Raw genomic sequence first — 19,522 nt, 5'->3', positions numbered from 1 at the left:
GAGTGTGTTTTTGGCGAAATTCATTAGATCAGAGGGAGTGATGCGTGTCTACCTCATTGTTTCAAAAGATATTTATGAGGGGATTCCCTAGAGTGGGGCGTTCAATCCGATCAATTCATTGCCCCGATTGCAAACCATAATGAAGGTTTAGATATCGTAAATATCGGAACAGACTCTTTTAAACTGAATAATTTTCACTCCATTCGGGTGATAAAGGTCTGCTCGTCATCCACAAAACCTACCGTAATAGATAAACACTCGACCACGCCCCTCAGCTAGGCAGGCAAACTGTGGATTCAAATCTTCTTCGTTATCTGGGCTTTGAAAAGTGCCAGTATCGGTAATTACGCCGTTGAGTATAGGCAAATATCCATAAGTGCGCTTGGTTTGAACAGTCAGGCTCAACTCGTTGGCGTTAGAGAAGCAAGAGGGGATCGCACCGGTTTCTTCGATAAACATAGTTTTCAGGTCTTCAAAGCTGTAATCACCAGCTAGTCGATGCCGTTAACATGATGGATAACAAAGAGTTTCTCGGTAATTCTGATGCGGGGATTTTATCACTATCAGGAGTCATGAAAATCATCCGCAGACATTATTGCCACGCAGCGTGTTGGCAATGTCCAGAGCTGTTTTTGTAATTTTTGTTGGTGTTGCTGAACCATTATGTGCCTATGGATTTGGTTATGATGCTAATTGCCTATATCTTACCCAAAATCTAGGTTTTTGTCTTTGAGTACCATAAATGCCACAGTACAAAAATATTCTGGAATAGGGAGTTAGATGTTTTTGAGAGGAGACCTGAAAAGGATGTTATTTTTTTTGGGGGGGGGAAGGGAGCCAGCGTTAATGACTGGCTCAAGCTCTAGGACATTACGTTCTTTACGTTTTTTTAATCAACTGAAAGAACGGAATAAACGGTTATAGAAGCTAGATGTTGGTGATGAGGTAGTAAAATTTTTTACGCCCAGTTTTGCCTCCCACTTTAAAATCAATTAGCCTGCCTGAGAGCTTATCAATGATTTCAATACACTTGTCACGACCATAGTTGGTATGTTTGACCAAATGATCCCTTAGTTCTGTTTTGTCTGATTCAGTGGTGCTAAGTAGCGTTGTAATGAGTGAAACAGCATCTTGATACTGATTGATAAAGTGAGTGTATTTGTTCTCTTCGTCACGCAAAATCTTCTCTTGAGAGTAAGTCTCAGAGTCGACGTTGTAGACAGAATCAACCATATCAACGTAAGGCATGTCTTTTGACTTCTCATAAACGTATGTGAGTTCGAGGGCATTGTTGCCTCGAAGCTTCTGGTTGGTCAGTTTTATGTATTTAGTTTGTCGTCCTGTTTTGTCAATTTTCTCGTCTTCAATGTCCATCATGTAGATACAATCGACATCTTCCATGAGATCTGATGTTCCAGAGTAGACAAGATTGTTATTCATATCTCGATTTTTGTTGGTATGGCCTAGGCCGATAAATGTGCCACCTTTGAGAATGAATTCGCTCACTTTGATACCAAATGTGCGCATGTTCTTTTTATCCATGGTATCGGCAAACTTTTTCAGTGTATCGACAATGATAACGACATTCTTTGCGTCGTTATCGGCAGCCAATCCATCCAAAACACCAAGTAGTGAATGCGATTTAAAGCCGTTGTAGCCGGGAACGAGCGAGTGAACTCCAATACTGGCCAAGATTTCGGTTTTTTCAATGATACCATTCTGAGAATCATCAGCATTAACGTAGAAGACAGATAAGCCATGGAGGTGACCAGCGCAATGGGCTTGTTTTAGGTGATGGATTATTAGTAGTGTTTTACCTGCATTCGGTGGTGCGAACAGGATGTTTGATTGCCCCTTGAGGACGAATCGATCAAAAACAAAGGAGCTTTCAGCTACTTCTTGTTTGATTTGTGCTAGGTCTTCGTTAATAGAAAAATTCGTAAGCAATTTCATCGTTTTTGTTTGATTATGGTTGTTTTTCATTTTGGTCATATAACAGTTTATGTTTGTTTATTTATGGAGACGCCTCCCCAACGATTTGGGGAGGGATAATTGAGAATTTAAATTAAGAGTTAAGCGGCTACTTTCTTTTGTGCGTAAGGAAGTACAGAAGCTGTATGTGATGTACCGATCATGTTTACCACAGGAGCAAGAAGGCTAGGGCTGTATTGCTCGCTGTAGGTATCAAACGACTCAGAATTATGTTTATGACCAACAATACATTCTATTATCTCTTTAGAGACACCTAACTGTTTAAGCTCATTGATGAACGTGTGTCGGAAAGAGTGCGCATCTAACCCTTTACCGAAACCCAATGAATACCTGCGACGTTGAAACCACTTCGAAGCATTGTGTGAGTAGTACCCTTTAATAAGTGGTAGCTCTGGGAAGAGGCGACCACTACTCTTTGAATTTACGAATGCTAAGAAGCCTTTTGCAATCAATTCATTATGAATAGGGATCAGCCTGATAGATGAACTATTTTTCACACTTTGCCCCTCGAAGTTATCCGAAATATTTAGACACTCGACACCATCTACTTGCAGTATGTCATCAATGGTTAGTTGGCAAATTTCGTTCAGCCTTGCCCCTGTGTAGCGCCCCAATAACGGTACCCAATAGTAATAAGGGTGAAGGTAGCTATGCGATTTGTAGTCCTTCATTTTGAAAATGGCAGCAAGGTGTTGGTCGGAGAAACATAGGCGTTTCTTGCCACCTTTTTCACTCTTTTTTGGAAGTCGATAGAATACATTGTCCTTAATGTATCCATGATCTTTGCTCCATTTAAGAAAAGTAGAGAACTTTTCGATTATCCCTTTAATGGTTGTAAGGGAAAGGCATGGTTTAGGCGTTGGCAATGCAGCATTTTTGAAGATTACGTCGTACCCTGTTAGTCCCATAAACTCAGAGTGTTTCTTTGCGTTCGTGGGATAGTGGCTCAAGGCGTCTCGGACGTTTTCAGCGCCAGAACGATCAAGCTCGTTTAAGTCATCAAAGCAGATGAGGTTCAATACTCTCGTAAGAAGCTCATGATCTTGCTGGATGTTTATTAGCTTAGATTTCCCGAGTTTGATACGTGAATCTGTGTAAGCATCTAGTAGTTCTACACCTGTTAGTGGTTCTAGTGTCTTATGGCTTCGTGGCACTGGAATTTTAAGGTTGAGGATAGCTTCGAGGTTTGTATTATCGCTGAAATTGGAGCGTAAACCTTGTGCCACAGATGAGGATAAATTCATACTAGTTCCTAGTGATTAATTGCTTTCCAATTAATCTAAGAAGACCTTTCACGCCCGTAAAGCAAAAAAATGGTAACCTATGAATCTCATACATGTATGCAAATTTAACTGCAACATGTTTTTTAAGTTTTTGTTTTTAATGTGTTTATTTGGTTGTTTAGAGCTAATTGCTCAAAGGGTGAGCGAATTGAATTTTTTTTGGGGGGCGTGAAATCACGCCCAAAACTAAAGCCAAATAGCAGTTTAAGAGGTGGCTAGTGGCACTAAGTTGAATAGTTTTGCACCTTATCTAGTGGGCGGGGATCAATCAGGTTTACGACAGTCTTCACTTGCTCAATGTTCAGATCCTTCCCGTATCGGTCGTAGGTAATGTTATTTTGGGAGTGACCGAGAATTGCTCCGGCAGCAATATGGGAAACCTGTTGCTGCTTAAGTTGTGTGGCAACGGTATGGCGGAAGGAATGAAAGTCATACCCTTTCGCAAAACCTAACCGAGTCTTGAATCTGCCGAACCATTTTGAAGCCGCACTACCGAAGCCATCCTTTGAATCCTTAAGCTCTGGAAATAATCGATCGTGTTGAACAGAGGTTAAATAATCAATAAAGCCGATATCAATTAGTCGTTGATGGATTGGTACAATTCGGCGACTGGTTAAGTTCTTTAGTTTCTGTCCCTCAAACCTATCATCAATTTGGAGTACCCAAATTCCTTCCTGTCTATATATATCCGCTTTGTAAAGCTGACAGAGTTCATTTAGGCGGGCACCAGTGAAGTATCCAAGTAGTGGAAGCCAGTAGTAATAGGGGTGCTTAAAATCTCTCTCACAATGAACTGGAGTGCCGAATAGCTTATGCAGGTCGGCAGAAGAATATGCAGATTTTGCAGCGCTATCCTTTCGTTGCTTTTTAAACCTGATTGCTTTGAAGGGATTGATATCAGTCAGTTCATTGAGAACACAGCATTCAAAAAAGCCAGACATCTTTTGGCTATAATCTTTGACGGATTCTTCGCTGAGTGTAGGCAACCCAAGCTCTTTGTTAAGTTTGATCGCCTGAGTACCAGATAGTCCGCTGAACAGGCGGTGCTTTTTAAGGTTTGTAGGGTAGCGGCGCAATAAATCGATAACTYGTTCGGCATCGGTTCGCCTAATCAGCGCAAGCTGTTTTTTATTAAGTAGATCTAAAACTACGTTGCATTTTGCTTGCAGCATCACCACTGACTTGTCGGACAGGTGAGCACGCTTGTATTTAATGAATAGGTCTAGAGCATGTTGAGGTGTGTTGTTTAAACGTTGCTTGGGTCTTTGCACTGCAATCGATTTAGGTGGCGTTTGAACCTCTAGTTTATTATTTTTGCTAGAAGGGGTAGGTGAAGTAAGGCTTTTTCGTATTTCTATCTCAAGTTGCAACGCATGGATCGTTGCAACTTGTTTATCTGACGTTTTAAGTGAACGTTTGATCTCCTTGCGTCCATCGAATAGGTGTCGATGCTCTGAGGGAATCTGAAAACGGAACTGCCAAATGCCAGATTTTGAGATATGTAAATAGCGCATGTTTTAGTACCAAAATGTAGTACAAACAGCCTAATATCGAAATTCTGAATACAAAAAGGGCGGTAAATCAGTGACTTACCGCCCTTTCCAATCGATTGGTGGAGCTGGCGGGAGTTGAACCCGCGTCCAGAATCAGTCTAACCAATGGCGCTACATGCTTAGTTTGTCTTTAATCTCGTCAGTGTGCTGCGGACAAACACGCCACACAAAGACATACCCGACTTAGATTTAACGCTTCAGCTTTCGGGTCAAAGCATCCACGCGATCCTGTTTGGTTTTGACTATCCTTGATCCCCGTCCTACAGGCGAAGGCTAGGGAGGATAGGCACTCAACAGGTTATTAAGCTGCTAGTGCGTAGTTTTCGTCGTTTGCGACTATTTTTTTGCGGCTTTTTACGAGGCCAACCGCCCCTCGGCATGCTCCACGGGCCTTCTCAATCCTGTCGAATCCTGAATCAGCCCCAGAGTTTGGACGGCAGAGTCTAACATATTGATCTGCCGCGTCAACGATTAACGTGCTGCGTTTTTCATGATTCTGGCTTTTTGACGTTGCCAGTCTCTGTCTTTCGCGGTATCGCGTTTATCGTGAAGTTTTTTACCTTTTGCTAAGCCGATTTTGAGCTTGGCGAAGGATTTTTTCCAGTACAGGGAAAGAGCCACGACTGTGAAACCATCCCGGTTAACTTTTCCGATCAAGGTATCAAGCTCACGACGCTTAAGCAAGAGCTTGCGTGTACGCTGAGGATCAGCCACCACATGGGTGGAGGCCACATTAAGCGGGGTGATGGTTGCCCCGAACAAAAAGGCTTCCCCGTCTTTCAGCAACACATAACTTTCGCTGATATTGGCTTTACCGGCGCGGAGAGATTTTACTTCCCAGCCTTGTAGCTCAAGCCCGGCCTCAAAGTCATCTTCGATGAAGAACTCATGGCGAGCTTTTTTATTCAGCGCGATGGTGTTACTGCTTGCTTTGTTCTTTGCGTTTTTCTTAGCCATAGTGGGCGCATTATAAAGGCTATGTGTTGAGGAATGAAAGGATTATCGCACGAGCCTGAGTGATGCGCATCTGTATTTGTCGATACACGCGTCTGCACGCTTTGGTGAATAGATGCGGCGGTGGTATGATTTCGCGGTTAACTTGCAAGGAGTCCTTATGCCGCAAATTATCCGCTCGGCTTTAGTGCCCTACAGTGCTGAGCAAATGTTTGCCTTGGTGAATGATGTTGAGGCCTATCCACAGTTTTTGCCTGGGTGCGTGAGCACACGCTTGATTGAGCACACTGACACAACCATGGTGGCATCGTTAGACGTGGCGAAGGCAGGCATCAAGAAAACCTTTACGACCAAAAATTACTTGGTGGAAAACACGCGCATTGATATGACATTGGTCGATGGGCCATTTAAACGGCTGAGCGGAGGTTGGCGTTTTACACCGCTTTCCAGCGACGCCTGTAAAATTGAGCTCGATCTTGAATTTGAGTTTACCAATCGATTAGTTGAAGTGGCGTTTGGTCGTATCTTCAGCGAGCTAACAAGTAGTATGGTGAAAGCATTTACTGAACGAGCGAAAACGATCTATGAGTGAAGAAACACTACTCCGTGTTGAGGTGGTCTACGCATTGCCGAATGAACAGCGGATTTTTAATTGTGTGGTGAAACCACAATCGACCGTTGAAGAGATTATTCGCCAATCTGGTGTGCTTAAAGCTTACCCAGAGATTGATTTAGACAATAATAAAGTCGGCATCTTCAGCCGCACCGTGAAGCTGGATGCACAAGTGCGTGATGGGGATCGTATTGAGATTTATCGCCCACTGCAGGCGGATCCCAAAGAAATTCGCCGACGCCGAGCGGAACGCGCGAAGCAAGAAGGAAAAGCGGATCCTGTTACGGGCGGACGCGTGGATACCCAGCGCAAGCGCTCTTAACGCCGTCAACGGCTTTCGCAACGAACATGAAAAAACGCCGACTCTCGGCGTTTTTTGTATCAAGAGAGCGCGGATAGTTGTCTTGTTAACGCATTAGTCTCGATAGACGTGTTGTAAAAAATGCATCAAACGTTCGGTAACTCGTTCTGGTTGCTCAAGGTTGGCAATATGTCCTGCCTCTGGGATCAGTGTGAGCTCCGCGCCTGTGAGCTCATCTTGCATCAAATAGCTCTCAAGCGGCGGACGGGCCACATCGTGTTGCCCCACCATAATCAGCACGGGCAATGCTAATTTGGCGAGAGCATCGATTTGATCGCGACGGTCAAAGGTAAGACGGCCAATACGCGCGACGGCGTTAGCGCGATCGCCTTCAAGTTGCTGGAGCGAGTGATGGAAAGCGTCGACGAAGTGCGGTTGCTGTGCCAGCGTGGCGGGGGCGAAAAACAGTGGCACGATGGCGTCGAGAAGCGGCGCGGGGACATGCTGGACTTGCTCGATAGTGGTGAGCATTCCCATGTATTTTTGGTGCGTTACCTCGGGCTCGCGACCGACAAAGGTGTCCATTAACACCAATGCTTTCAAACGCGAAGGCGCTAACTGAGCAAACTCAACGCCCCACATTCCGCCAACGGACAGACCAATGAGCGTGACCTGTTCAATGTTGAGGTGATCGAGCAGTGCGAGCATATCTGCCGCAATATCAGCGAGCGAGTGTGTCTGCTCGGGGGCATCGTCTGAGTCCCCGTGGGCCCACAAGTCAGGCACAATGCAACGGTAATGGCGACTTAACACTTCAACCTGAGGCGCCCACATGGCACTGTCCCACAGGTAGCTATGGCCGAATAACAGAACAGGCCCTTGTCCAACATCTTGGTAAGCAAGGCGTTTTCCATGGTGTTCGAAGATATGTTTCATAGTGTGATAGCTAAGCGTAAAAGCTTAAGACTACCATGAACGCGAAGGCATAGGAGCTCCGCGCAGTGGCGATACCGCGCGGAAACGTGAATTATTGGACGGCTTCGAAAAAGCTTTCACCCGGCGTGAAGTCACCATCGACCTTGACTAACTGGTTGTTGTCATCAAAAGAGAGCACGAGATCTTTTTGTGTTGGTGCTTGGTGACCAGGCTGTTGCCATTGGACAAAATACCACGTGTTTGGGTAGCCAGATTCGACCAGCATAGGAGGGCCGAGTAAGAACTTAACCTGCTCTTTGGTCATGCCAAACTTAAGTGAGTCTACGGCTTTTTCTTCAATGTAATTGCCCTGATTGATATCGACGCGATAAACCAGTTTCTCGGCGTAAGAACAGCCAGTAATGGCAATTGCCATTAGGGCAGCAATGGCGGCTTTAGTCCAACCCATAGTTAACATCTTCACTGTCTCGTTGATGGCAAATAATATCACTCACACGCAAATCGTTCCGTGGATACAGGCTTTTTCGTCCCTGACGAAAGGCGAATGAGTATAAACAAGCTCGGAATATATGTAAAAAACCTGCTCGCGACTAGCGATTGGATGGGAAGAATCGAAAAAAGTTCGCCCTAAAAAGAGAAAAAGGCGACACGCTCACAGGTTTGTGAGGTGTCGCGAATCGTTGAGTGCCATAGGTTGACGCATGCTATGCGGCAACCAGCAAGTCTTCGGCATTGGCCAGCGTACGTTCGGTGATCTCGCTACCGCCGAGTAGGCGTGCCAGTTCATTGATGCGTTCTTCGCGGGCCAACGGATACATACGGGTGGTCGTGGTGCCTTTTTCTGTTTGCTTGGCGACAAACATTTGCTGATGCCCGCATCCGGCGACTTGTGGTAAGTGTGTTACGCACATTACTTGGGTCGATTGGCCCAATTGACGCAGTAACTTACCGACAATCGCCGCTGTTGGACCACTGATACCGACATCGACTTCATCAAAGATCAGACTCGGGGTTTCCACTTTTTGGGCGGTGATCACTTGAATGGCTAATGAAATCCGAGATAACTCACCGCCAGAGGCAACCCTTGCGAGCGGTTGCAGCGGTTGACCCGGGTTGGTTGACACCAAAAAGGCCACCGCATCTCCCCCTAAGGGACTTAGATGAGTGTCGGCTTTGTTTTCGACTTGGATTTCAAAGGTACCGTGCTCCATGCTCAGTTGGTGCATGCTTTGCGTGATCAGTTTATTGAGCTCACGGGCATAACGACGTCGGCTTTTACTGAGTTTTTCTGCCGTGTCCAAACAGGCGGCAAAATGCGCATCCACGTCGGCTTGGAGCTGCTCAATCGCCTCATCATTATGGGCTAACTTATCCAGTTCTTGGATCAATTGTTGGTGCGTTTGATAAAGCGCTTCGGGTTGCACATGATGTTTGCGTGACAATCTCATAATCGTGCTCATGCGCTCATCAAGATATTGTAAGCGTTGCGGATCCATGTCTAACCGGTCGAGGTAACTGGTCACTTCTTGACTCGCTTCTTGCGCTTGAATGCGCGCTTCTTCGATAAGTGTGGCTAAGGGCTCAAATTGACTGTCCAGTGTGGCCAGTTCAACCAAGCGTTGCTGCGCGGCATTTAAAAGGTTGAGCGCGTTAGCGTCTTCGTTATCACTGAGCAAATCCACGACCGCTTGGCTTGTCATCGCAATATCGCCGCTGTTTGATAAGCGCTTGTGTTCTTCTTCAATCTGCTGGTATTCCTCTTCGCCTAGTGCCAGCTCGTTCAATTCGCCGACTTGATATTCCAGCAGTTGTTGCTGGGCATCGAGATCGTCTTTTTTCTTGATCAGTGCCTTTAACTCGTTTTTAGCACGACGCCAACGTTGGTAGCGAGACGCCATCTTATCAAGCAGTGATTGGTGTCCGGCATATTGGTCGAGCAGGGTGATCTGGTGTTCTGGGCGCAACAGTTGTTGGTGAGCGTGTTGGCCATGGACATTAATCAGTAGTTGTCCTAAGGCTTTTTGCTGTGAGGCAGGGACAGGGTTACCGTTAATATAAGCACGAGAGCGGCCTTCCTTGGTAATCACGCGACGAAGAATACAGTCGTCGCCGTCTTCAAGCTCATTATCTTGCAACCAACGACGCGCGGCACTGTTTTGTTCGAGGGTAAAACTGGCGGTGATCTCTGCGCGTTTTTCACCGGGACGCACCATATTGGCGTCCGCGCGGTCGCCTAGGCAAAGGCCGAGTGCATCGATAGAAATCGATTTACCTGCACCTGTCTCTCCGGTGATCGCCGTCATTCCTTTACTAAACTCCAACTCCAAGGATTTCACGATGGCAAAGTTTTGAATGGTCATATCGGCTAACATAGGAAAACACCTGTATCTATCAACAACTGTGTATAGATACAGTATATACTGTTTTTACATCCAGTGAATATGTAAAAAGAAGAATTGTTCCTTCTGGGAGTTTCCGCACAAAAATTGCACACCAAAAAAGCAGGCGAACCTGCTTTTATGCCCTTTTACGGCAAGGGAAGCGATTAGAAGAGTTTCGACGACCAGCCTAGCTTGGTGCGTAACGTGTTGTAATAATTGTAATCTTTGGGATGGATAAGCTTCAGCGTGGCCGGGCTTTTATAAATATGCACTTCGTCGCCAGGGTTCACAGGAAGAGAGACTTGTCCGTCGCAACTGACTTCCAGCGTGCCGCGGTTATCGGGCGAAACCAGCAGTTTAATGCGGCGGTTGCCATCGACGACTAACGGACGGCTGGATAGGGTGTGAGGGAACATAGGGACCAGTGAAATCGCGTTTAGGCTCGGAGAGAGAATTGGGCCGCCTCCCGATAAACTGTACGCCGTGGAGCCGGTGGGGGTTGAAATAATGATCCCGTCGGAGCGCTGAGAAAAGGCAAACTGTTCGTTAATGTAAACTTCAAACTCAATCATATGCGCCACTTGCCCTGGGTGGAGCACTGCTTCGTTCAATGAGGCATTATGACTTTTGACTTGGTCATGACGGTGGATCTCGGTTTCGAGTAAAAACCGATCTTCTTCCATATATTCACCGCTCAAGACGGCTTCAAGCGCGTTTTCGAAGGCGTCGGGATCTAAGTCGGTCAAAAAGCCTAAATTGCCCCGATTCACTCCAATCACCTTGATGTCACTGCGCGATAACACGCGTGCAGCGCCCAGCATGTTGCCATCGCCCCCAATCACAATGGCTAAGTCAGCATGTTGACCAATCGTAACAAGATCCAAGTAATGCGCATCGGGTAATCCCAAATTAGTACTAAGACGCGTATCAATGCACACCTCATAACCACGCTCGGTGAGCCAATGATAAAGGCTAATGTGTGTGTTCACGGCCTCTGGGTTACGAGGCTTACCGATAAGCGCAATGCGTGTAAAAGGTGTCGACATAATGCGGATCCTGTGTCTATTTGTGCCCAGTATAACGCGGCAAAATCGCGATTGTCGTGATTTGGGTTGGCCTGATGGTTGAATCGTGAATATTCATCCCCATAATAACCCCGTCAATCAAGTTGAATAGTCCCAGTGGCGTGCTGGGCAATGCCATTTGTGTCGGAGTGATCATGAGCGAAGAACAGAAAGTGAAGCAAGAGCAGGAAGCCGTAAAACAAGCGCAAGCTGCTGAAGCCAAAAACGCAGAGCAGGCCACTGAGCAACAAGTGAGCGGTAGTGCGGCGGATATCGAAGACGCCGAGACCGAGGCCATGATTGCACGTATTACCGAGCTTGAAGCCGCACTTGAAGCCAGTGAAGCGAAAGTGAAAGAGCAGCAAGACAGCGTGCTGCGTGCCCGTGCGGATGTCGACAATATGCGCCGTCGTACTGAGCAAGAAATCGATAAAGCGCGTAAATTCGCGCTAGAGAAGTTTGCCGGTGAGCTGTTGCCCGTGATTGATAACATGGAGCGTGCTGTCGAGATGGCGGATAAAGAAAACGAAGCCATCAAGCCTATGGTTGAAGGGGTGGAGCTTACCCTAAAAACCATGACTGATACGGTTGAAAAGTTCGGCCTGAACGCAATTGATCCGCAAGGTCAGCCATTCAATCCTGAACTGCACCAAGCGATGTCAATCCAAGAAAGCGCTGAGCACGAGCCAAACACCGTGATGATGGTGATGCAAAAAGGTTACGAGCTAAATGGTCGCGTCGTGCGCCCAGCGATGGTGATGGTATCTAAAGCACCACAAGGCAACGTTGACGAAAAAGCGTAACAAGGTCTGACGTCGAAAACGTCAATAAATACAGGCCTTTTTGTCAGCCACTCGATATAAAAGGCCTAAAAAATGCGGTTTTTTTTATCGCAGACCTTGAAAACAAGCATGCTGCCCTTATTTAGATTGCAGCGTTAAATAAAAATTTGCGGTGAGGGGTTGAACCTCTCACGGTTACCCCCACATAGGGTGTAACGCAATAAAGCCACAGAACGAATTTCGGAGAGCACCAGATGGGTAAAATCATTGGTATTGACTTGGGTACAACCAACTCATGTGTCGCTGTACTAGACGGTGAAAAAGCACGCGTGATTGAAAACGCAGAAGGTGATCGTACAACACCTTCAATCATCGCTTATACACAAGACGGTGAAACGCTAGTCGGTCAACCTGCAAAGCGTCAGGCGGTGACAAACCCAGAAAACACCCTGTTCGCGATCAAACGTTTGATCGGTCGTCGTTTTGAAGACGAAGAAGTACAGCGCGACATTAGCATCATGCCATACAAAATTGTCAAAGCTGACAATGGCGATGCGTGGGTTGAGGCGAAAGGCCAGAAAATGGCTGCACCTCAGGTCTCTGCTGAGGTTCTGAAGAAAATGAAGAAAACCGCTGAAGACTTCCTCGGTGAGGAAGTGACTGGCGCGGTTATCACAGTACCTGCTTACTTTAACGACTCTCAGCGTCAAGCAACTAAGGATGCTGGTCGTATCGCAGGTCTAGAAGTTAAGCGTATCATCAACGAGCCAACTGCAGCCGCACTGGCCTATGGTCTAGACAAGAAAGGCGGCGATCGCACTATCGCAGTTTATGACTTGGGTGGTGGTACCTTCGATATCTCTATCATCGAAATCGATGAAGTAGATGGCGAGCAAACGTTCGAAGTACTGGCGACTAACGGTGACACGCACCTAGGTGGTGAAGACTTTGATAACCGTCTGATCACTTACTTGGTCGACGAGTTTAAGAAAGAGCAAGGCATCGACTTGCGTCAAGACCCATTGGCGATGCAACGTCTGAAAGAAGCGGCAGAAAAAGCGAAAATCGAGCTCTCTTCTGCGCAGCAAACTGACGTTAACCTGCCTTATGTGACTGCGGATGCTACTGGTCCTAAGCACATGAACATCAAGGTAACGCGCGCCAAGCTTGAGTCTTTGGTTGAAGATTTGGTTCAACGTTCYCTTGAGCCAATGAAAGTTGCTCTGGCAGACGCTGAGCTGTCTGTTGATGAAATCACTGATGTCATCTTGGTAGGTGGTCAAACCCGTATGCCAATGGTACAGGCGAAAGTTGCTGAGTACTTCGGTAAAGACCCACGTAAAGACGTGAACCCTGATGAAGCGGTTGCTGTTGGTGCGGCAGTGCAAGGTGGTGTACTGGCAGGCGACGTAAAAGACGTGCTACTGCTTGACGTAACGCCTCTGTCACTGGGTATTGAAACCATGGGCGGTGTGATGACCAAGCTCATCGAGAAAAACACCACGATCCCAACTAAAGCGAACCAAGTGTTCTCGACGGCGGAAGACAACCAAAGCGCGGTAACTATCCACGTGATTCAAGGCGAGCGTAAGCAAGCCATGCATAACAAATCACTGGGTCAGTTTAACCTAGAAGGCATTCAGCCTGCGCCACGTGGTGTGCCACAAATCGAAGTGACCTTCGATCTTGATGCTGATGGTATCTTGAACGTGTCTGCGAAAGACAAGCAAACGGGTCAAGAGCAGAAAATCACCATCCAAGCGTCTGGCGGCTTGAGTGATGAAGAAGTTGAGAAGATGGTTCAAGAAGCAGAAGCGAACAAAGAAGCGGACAAGAAGTTCGAAGAGCTCGCCACTGCACGTAACCAAGCGGATCAGCTGGTTCACGGCACCCGTAAGCAAGTTGAAGAAGCCGGCGACAAACTGCCAGCAGAAGACAAAGAGAAGATCGAAACAGCGATCTCTGAGCTTGAAACTGCGCGCAATGGCGAAGATAAAGAAGCCATCGATGCGAAAGTACAAGCACTGGTCGCGGCTTCATCAAAACTGATGGAAATTGCTCAGCAGCAAGCACAAGCTGAGCAGGCGCAACAAGACGCCGGTGCAGATTCAGCGAAACAAGACGATGACGTCGTTGACGCTGAGTTTGAAGAAGTCAAAGACGACGACAAGAAATAAGCGAAAGCGCTGTCGTTAGTAAGCACGGGCGTAGGGGAGCAATCTCCTTCGCCCGTCGTTTTATCAAACCGTGATTTGAACGTCTTTGTTTTGTTGACGTAAACAGGTGCAGTCAGACCATGTCAAAAAGAGATTTATATGAAGTGCTCGGTCTAAGCCGCGATGCGAGCGAGCGCGATATTAAAAAAGCCTATAAGCGGCTGGCGATGAAATATCACCCAGACCGTAATAAAGGCGAAGATGCCGCTGACCAGTTCAAAGAAATTAAGCTGGCGTACGAAGTGCTGACCGACCCACAAAAACGCGCTGCCTATGATCAATATGGCCACGCAGCCTTTGAACAAGGCGGTATGGGTGGCGGCGGCTTCGGCGGCGGTGGTTTCGGCGGTGGCGCTGACTTTAGCGATATTTTTGGTGACGTATTCGGCGATATATTCGGCGGAGGGCGTCGCGGTGGTCAGCAACGCGCGCAACGTGGTGCCGATCTGCGCTATAACATGGAGCTAACGCTTGAAGAGGCGGTCCGTGGCGTCAGCAAAGAGATCGAAGTCCCGACCTATGTAGGCTGTGATACGTGTCATGGCAGCGGTGCCAAACCTGGCTCGCAAAAGCAAACCTGTGGTACCTGTAATGGTATTGGTCAGGTGCAAATGCGCCAAGGTTTCTTTGCTGTGCAGCAAACCTGTCCAACCTGTCATGGTAGCGGCTCCATTATTAAAGACCCTTGTAACAGCTGTCATGGTCAAGGTCGTGTGAAAAAGACCAAACACCTGAATGTGAAAATTCCAGCTGGCGTCGATACAGGGGATCGAATTCGTCTATCAGGTGAAGGTGAAGCCGGAGAAAACGGTGCCCCAGCGGGTGATTTGTACGTACAAGTACACATTCGTGAGCACCATATTTTCACCCGTGATGGTAATAATCTTTACTGCGAAGTACCGGTTAGCTTCACAATGGCCGCACTCGGCGGCGAAGTTGAAGTGCCGACATTGGATGGCCGTGTAAGCTTGAAAGTGCCGGCCGAAACGCAAACGGGTCGTATGTTCCGCATGCGTGGCAAAGGCGTACAATCCGTACGTGGCGGCGGTATGGGTGATCTCATTTGTAAGCTGGTGGTTGAAACTCCTGTCAAATTGAGCAGCCGTCAAAAAGAGCTTTTACAAGAGCTTGAAGAGTCATTCAGTGGAAGCGAAGCGAAAAAGCATAAGCCAAAATCAGAAGGCTTTTTCGATGGCGTGAAGAAATTCTTCGATGACCTTACCGGTTAATGAATACCACTTGTCTAAAGAACAACTAAAGTGATGAATAGCCAGCCCCGTGCTGGCTATTTTTTTATCCTTTAGTCGGAGCTTGAAGATGGGGAAGCGGGCAGTCTTTATGGTTCGATTGCGCGGCGATTAGGCCACTCGGGTAAAGGGTTAGTGCACCACAGGGGTCTTTCTCCTGCGAGGTTTCTTGACGCGGCGTGGCAGTGACATAATAGCTTTTTGTTTGCCCATGCACTGCAAAGTTGTAGCGTTGAGATAGCTGACAGTTTTCGCACAACTTGTCTTTTAACTCAGTTTGGTCGCTGGCGTTAGGAAACGATTGATGGGTAATAAAATGATCCTCTACCCATGCTTGTAACTGGACCAGGTTACGCTTTGCATGTTGCCTTTCTTGTTGCTGTTTGTAATGAGAATAGACGGGTAACGCAATGCCGACTAGCGTAGCAATAATGGCGACCCCAAACAGTAATTCGACTAATGTCACGCCTTTTTGTAAGCGTGAGATACTGTTAAAGCTCATTTTTGTTAGCCTCTCGAAGACTCTGTCACTAAACGGTCATCCAGCCTAAGGCAGTGGTACTCTCATCATCAATCGGTGGGCGATTAACTTGGGAGGCAGTATGCGTTTTACCCTTCATCTTAGGCGGCTTTCTCATGGCTTTACTTTAATTGAGTCACTGATTGCGCTGGCTGTGGTCGCGATTACCTGCAGTGTTGCGTTTCCTAACTTTCAAAAAGCGCGCCAAGCGACGCTGGTTGCTAACGACAGTGCGGCACTCACCAGTTTGTTTCAATTAGCACAAAGCCGAGCCGTTGAAGAAAATCGTCCGTATGTTGTCAGCTTCGTGAGTGAGGATGGGGTGGATTGCATTGTTGCCAAAGCAGAGCCAGTGTCCACAGCCCGAACATCAGCAGGCCGACAGCCAACGTCTCTCGACTGTCACCAAACCCAAGCCTTGATGGTGAGGTTGGATAAACAGGTCACGCTAAAAAGAAAAGTTAAAGAAGAGTGGCAAGATGTAGAAGAAGTAGACGCAGACGAAGAATCACCCGGACTATTTACGGTTGACTTTCGCACCCAGCGGCCAAGCCTCAACCTCACACTGGGATTAAGCACCGACAACAGCCAACAGCCAGACTATATCGTGCAAGTCCGTCAGTACCTTGGTTTCAGCTATTGTAAAAACAAAGACAACACAACTTGCCGTACTGAGGGTGAAAAAGATGCGAGTAGTTAATCAGYGGGGGTATGGCTTGCTCGAACTGCTTATCGGTTTATCGGTTAGTTTAATGGTCATGTTAGCGGCATTATCGATGATGACGTCTGCCAGTGTGACTCAAACCCGTCTTGATGCGAAGACTAGCTTGTCCCTTGAGCTAAGCCGCTTACTGACCATGATGGAGGCRGATATTCGTCGAGCCGGATTGTGTTATCAGTGTGGTGAGACAGCAGCGTTCCAAGTAGATAAGCATCTGATTTTGATTGGCGACACTGGCAGCAACAATCAGGGGCAATGCATTCGGTTTGCCTACCAACAGACGGGCGTCGTTCCTCAGTTGGATGCAGGAAAAGATGATGTCAAAGGCTTTCGGTTTGATGCTGATAAGCAGGCTGTAGAAATCTACGAGAACCACGACGACACATCCAACTGGACGTGCCAGTCCGGTTACTGGCGAGATATTTCTTCACGCAACATTGTGATCGATAACCTGACTTTTGAGCGCGAAGAAGTGAGTACGCCTAATGATCGCATAGTTACCGCCCTAACTATCACCTTATCTGCTGCATTAAAAGAGGCCCCACACACGCAAGAAACCCTATCTCGTACTCTGGTATTACGCAACACAATGAGGCAGTTATGAGGAAGACACAAACCGGTATTGCAACGCTCGTTGTGGTGGCCAGTATTGCTTTGATTGCACTGTTGATAGTGTTTGGCGTGAGTCGGCGTGCGATTAATGATATCCAGCAAGCGCAGGCACGAATTAAAACCCAAGAGTACCTCTCTCGGGCTTGGGCGGGGTTAGATTGTGCGGTGGCGAAAATTTATCAAGAGGGCCTCGACCTCTCATCCGGTGAGGCGGCCGAAGGGCTGACTCAATTATCAGAGTGCCAAGGTGTGGCTGGAAGTCGATTAGAGCTAGCGCCTTGGCCAAACAATCCCTCGTTGTGGCGGCTAAGTAGTCACTCACATCAGCAGGAGGTTGGAGTCACCTTGCAAAGCGCGGGAGGCGGTCGCGCGGCGGCATTTGTCACGTCAGGTTCGGCGTTATTTTACGGCGGGAATGACTGGCGGCCGGCGAAGGGCAAAAAACGTGACGATGATAGCTATGAATGTCAGTCCATTATTGCCGGTGGTGAGGTGAAAATTAGCCCCAAAAAGCCAGATCAACCAGATAAAAGTAATCAGGGGAATCACGAAAGCAAAAACACATTTACCGTCCACTTAGAAGAGGGTAAAGAATGTGCAGATGAGTATAAAACTAAAGTCGAGTATGGCGAAGTTGCGGATAGCCGCGATGAGACAAGGAAGCTGCTCAGAAAAGATGTACAAACCAATGTGAAGGACATGGATCTTTTCCAAGACTTTTTTGGTGTCCCGCGTTCACAGTGGCGGCTTGCCAAACAGCAGTTTGAGGAAAAAGGCGGAACCATCGTTGAAACGCATGGCGATGCATCGAAATGTTATGAATCGGTCTACAATGCGATGGAACAGGGGCGCGGACAACTTAACGTGAAAGTCTGGGTCGATGGGCCTTGTGATTTAAGTCGTGGAGGAGAAGAGAATTTGCCGAGTGGCCCACACGTCCCACCTGTGTTGTTGGTTGTACAAGATGGTATTATGGCACTTCGTGGTACGATCGATCCCTTTAACGGCGCAGTGTATCAGTTTAACCCCACTATTCAGGCCAATGAATTTGCAAAACAGTGGGGGATGACTGAGAAAGGAAGTTCGGCCTCCTGCTCTTATCCCGCCACCGAAAACACTCAAGTGCTTTGTCAAATAATCACTGGAAATGTCAACACGTTTGATGAGGCAAGCCGTGTCCCCTTCTGGTTTGATGGTAGTTTTAAAACCAATGGTGCATTTATCATCGATGTACCTGATGGCAATACCGTCATTAATGGCTCGTTGGTTGCTAATTATGATGATGGTAATAAGCGTGCTAGTTTTGAGGGGCTCGGACAGTTAAGGCCCTTACCCAATAGCTATTACAACCTAACACCACCCAGTGGAGGGTAAAGGCGATGAAGTCTCAATCTGGCTTTTCATTTTTAGAGATAATGATTGCGCTGGTGCTGGTCTCTGTCACGGGGTTAGGGCTGTATAGCCTCACCGCAGAGATTGAAGCTCGGCAATATAATGCTCGGCTAGCCGAAGGAGCCATGCATATTGCCAGTGATCAACTCGCCCTTTGGCAGCGCATCAACACTGATACACCATGCTCAGCAAACAATGGAGAAATGATTGGGCTTTCAAATATTGCTGGGTGCTTGATTGAAACCAAAGAGACGCCTTACCAACTAGAAGCGAAAACCACGAAAACCTTGATGGGGGAGACAGGCCCTTATGCTAAACAGTTGGAAGTGATTGTAAGTTGGAAAGATAGCCGAGGAATTTCCCAGTCGTTAACCTTTTATTTTACCGCTTCTATCCATCGCCATGGTTAAACCCAGCCCCCTTTAACACACCCTTTTGTGTGTTTTTTGTGCGGTCGGTGTTTTTTCTTTAAAAACCCCTTGCGTCACAAAAATACATCTCTATAATGCGCTCCTCGTTGGCACGGCAAACCGCGCTAACAAACGGCAGCAAAGCCAAGTAAACAAAAAGCTTGACTCACTGCCTCGGTGGCGTAAAATGCCACTCCCGCTCAAGATTGAGCGATGCTCTTTAACAATTTGACCTATGCAATCTGTGTGGGCACTCGTTGAGAATAGACRAAAAGATTTATTCGATGAACTGAGTGACCAAACGACAACTTTTAYAGTTGTTCGGCACAGTCAATTCGTTTTTCTCTTTGGAGAGAAACAGTAATCAGTATTCATTGAGCTGAAACTTCGGTTTCGAAAAAACTTTAATTGAAGAGTTTGATCATGGCTCAGATTGAACGCTGGCGGCAGGCCTAACACATGCAAGTCGAGCGGAAACGGCAGTATTGAAGCTTCGGTGGATTTACTGGACGTCGAGCGGCGGTTTACTGGACGTCGAGCGGCGG

At 47.2% G+C, this 19,522-nt stretch carries 18 protein-coding genes, 1 rRNA gene, 1 other RNA gene and 1 pseudogene; 10 read left to right on the top strand and 11 right to left on the bottom strand.

Annotated features, from left to right (window positions below; genetic code table 11):
• Nucleotides 1–194: 194 nt before the first annotated feature.
• The 6 genes and pseudogenes from BZG83_RS12490 to smpB form a co-directional block, all read right to left on the bottom strand.
• Nucleotides 195–491, bottom strand: a pseudogene (locus BZG83_RS12490) (cytosolic protein).
• A 436-nt stretch (nucleotides 492–927) separates the two neighbouring features.
• Entirely contained in the window at nucleotides 928–1,983 is a 1,056-nt protein-coding gene (locus BZG83_RS12485) for an AAA family ATPase (RefSeq protein WP_241825745.1), read from the bottom strand.
• Between the two features lie 89 nt (nucleotides 1,984–2,072).
• Nucleotides 2,073–3,236 (bottom strand): site-specific integrase, encoded by a 1,164-nt coding sequence (locus BZG83_RS12480; protein ID WP_077480978.1) that lies wholly within the window; start codon nucleotides 3,234–3,236, stop codon nucleotides 2,073–2,075.
• 263 nt (nucleotides 3,237–3,499) lie between these two features.
• A complete protein-coding gene (locus BZG83_RS12475) occupies nucleotides 3,500–4,789 on the bottom strand; it encodes a site-specific integrase (RefSeq protein ID WP_077480976.1) in 1,290 nt (429 codons plus the stop codon).
• Between the two features lie 96 nt (nucleotides 4,790–4,885).
• Nucleotides 4,886–5,252: a transfer-messenger RNA gene (ssrA, locus tag BZG83_RS12470) on the bottom strand.
• Nucleotides 5,253–5,299: 47 nt separating this feature from the next.
• Nucleotides 5,300–5,785 carry an SsrA-binding protein SmpB gene (smpB, locus tag BZG83_RS12465; protein ID WP_069591156.1) on the bottom strand — a complete coding sequence of 162 codons (486 nt, stop codon included), beginning with the start codon at nucleotides 5,783–5,785 and terminating at the stop codon, nucleotides 5,300–5,302.
• Nucleotides 5,786–5,942: 157 nt separating this feature from the next.
• Here smpB and BZG83_RS12460 point away from each other — a divergent pair, with 157 nt between their 5' ends.
• Together BZG83_RS12460 and BZG83_RS12455 are read left to right on the top strand one after the other, a co-directional pair.
• Complete coding sequence (locus BZG83_RS12460) at nucleotides 5,943–6,374, top strand: SRPBCC family protein (RefSeq protein WP_069591154.1); 432 nt, start codon at nucleotides 5,943–5,945, stop codon at nucleotides 6,372–6,374.
• Complete coding sequence (locus tag BZG83_RS12455) at nucleotides 6,367–6,717, top strand: RnfH family protein (RefSeq protein ID WP_077480974.1); 351 nt, start codon at nucleotides 6,367–6,369, stop codon at nucleotides 6,715–6,717. Before BZG83_RS12460 ends, BZG83_RS12455 begins: the two co-directional genes overlap by 8 nt.
• Before the next feature lie 93 nt (nucleotides 6,718–6,810).
• On the opposite strand, the gene BZG83_RS12450 is transcribed toward BZG83_RS12455, so the two are convergent.
• The 4 genes from BZG83_RS12450 to nadK all read right to left on the bottom strand — a co-directional run bounded on the left by BZG83_RS12450 (nucleotide 6,811) and on the right by nadK (nucleotide 11,059).
• On the bottom strand, nucleotides 6,811–7,632 hold the full coding sequence (locus BZG83_RS12450) for an alpha/beta fold hydrolase (RefSeq protein WP_077480972.1): 822 nt from the start codon (nucleotides 7,630–7,632) through the stop codon (nucleotides 6,811–6,813).
• Nucleotides 7,633–7,723: 91 nt separating this feature from the next.
• Nucleotides 7,724–8,080: an outer membrane protein assembly factor BamE gene (bamE, locus tag BZG83_RS12445; protein WP_069591158.1), complete on the bottom strand. Its 357-nt coding sequence runs from the start codon at nucleotides 8,078–8,080 to the stop codon at nucleotides 7,724–7,726.
• A 256-nt stretch (nucleotides 8,081–8,336) separates the two neighbouring features.
• Nucleotides 8,337–10,004 carry a DNA repair protein RecN gene (recN, locus tag BZG83_RS12440; RefSeq protein ID WP_077480970.1) on the bottom strand — a complete coding sequence of 556 codons (1,668 nt, stop codon included), beginning with the start codon at nucleotides 10,002–10,004 and terminating at the stop codon, nucleotides 8,337–8,339.
• A 173-nt stretch (nucleotides 10,005–10,177) separates the two neighbouring features.
• Entirely contained in the window at nucleotides 10,178–11,059 is an 882-nt protein-coding gene (gene nadK, locus BZG83_RS12435; RefSeq protein WP_077480968.1) for an NAD(+) kinase, read from the bottom strand.
• Nucleotides 11,060–11,232: 173 nt separating this feature from the next.
• On the opposite strand from nadK, the gene grpE reads away from it, so the two are divergent.
• From grpE to dnaJ, 3 genes are all read left to right on the top strand, one after another.
• Nucleotides 11,233–11,880 carry a nucleotide exchange factor GrpE gene (gene grpE / locus BZG83_RS12430; RefSeq protein ID WP_077480966.1) on the top strand — a complete coding sequence of 216 codons (648 nt, stop codon included), beginning with the start codon at nucleotides 11,233–11,235 and terminating at the stop codon, nucleotides 11,878–11,880.
• Between the two features lie 233 nt (nucleotides 11,881–12,113).
• Nucleotides 12,114–14,036, top strand: a complete 1,923-nt coding sequence (gene dnaK, locus BZG83_RS12425) for a molecular chaperone DnaK (protein ID WP_077480964.1) — start codon at nucleotides 12,114–12,116, stop codon at nucleotides 14,034–14,036.
• Between the two features lie 119 nt (nucleotides 14,037–14,155).
• On the top strand, nucleotides 14,156–15,304 hold the full coding sequence (dnaJ, locus tag BZG83_RS12420; protein ID WP_077457704.1) for a molecular chaperone DnaJ: 1,149 nt from the start codon (nucleotides 14,156–14,158) through the stop codon (nucleotides 15,302–15,304).
• A gap of 64 nt (nucleotides 15,305–15,368) precedes the next feature.
• Here dnaJ and BZG83_RS12415 read toward each other — a convergent pair whose 3' ends face one another.
• The gene (locus BZG83_RS12415) at nucleotides 15,369–15,824 is read right to left on the bottom strand and encodes a type IV pilin protein (protein WP_077480982.1); all 456 of its coding nucleotides are present in this window, start codon (nucleotides 15,822–15,824) and stop codon (nucleotides 15,369–15,371) included.
• Nucleotides 15,825–15,924: 100 nt separating this feature from the next.
• Here BZG83_RS12415 and BZG83_RS12410 point away from each other — a divergent pair, with 100 nt between their 5' ends.
• The 5 genes from BZG83_RS12410 to BZG83_RS16905 form a co-directional block, all read left to right on the top strand.
• Nucleotides 15,925–16,542, top strand: a complete 618-nt coding sequence (locus BZG83_RS12410) for a pilus assembly FimT family protein (RefSeq protein WP_077480962.1) — start codon at nucleotides 15,925–15,927, stop codon at nucleotides 16,540–16,542.
• The gene (locus BZG83_RS12405; RefSeq protein WP_077480960.1) at nucleotides 16,529–17,167 is read left to right on the top strand and encodes a hypothetical protein; all 639 of its coding nucleotides are present in this window, start codon (nucleotides 16,529–16,531) and stop codon (nucleotides 17,165–17,167) included. Before BZG83_RS12410 ends, BZG83_RS12405 begins: the two co-directional genes overlap by 14 nt.
• Nucleotides 17,164–18,549, top strand: coding sequence for a hypothetical protein (locus BZG83_RS12400; protein ID WP_077480958.1), 1,386 nt, complete (start codon nucleotides 17,164–17,166; stop codon nucleotides 18,547–18,549). The genes BZG83_RS12405 and BZG83_RS12400 overlap by 4 nt, the downstream gene beginning before the upstream one ends.
• A 5-nt stretch (nucleotides 18,550–18,554) precedes the next feature.
• The gene (locus tag BZG83_RS12395) at nucleotides 18,555–18,977 is read left to right on the top strand and encodes a type IV pilus modification PilV family protein (protein WP_069591131.1); all 423 of its coding nucleotides are present in this window, start codon (nucleotides 18,555–18,557) and stop codon (nucleotides 18,975–18,977) included.
• Between the two features lie 405 nt (nucleotides 18,978–19,382).
• Nucleotides 19,383–19,522, top strand: a 16S ribosomal RNA gene (locus BZG83_RS16905); the annotation flags it as partial.

The organism is Salinivibrio sp. PR919, assembly GCF_001995355.1.
In the GTDB taxonomy this organism is placed as follows: domain Bacteria; phylum Pseudomonadota; class Gammaproteobacteria; order Enterobacterales; family Vibrionaceae; genus Salinivibrio; species Salinivibrio proteolyticus.
Note: the sequence above shows the minus strand (reverse complement) of the source record. Positions and strands in the feature narration are given on the sequence as shown.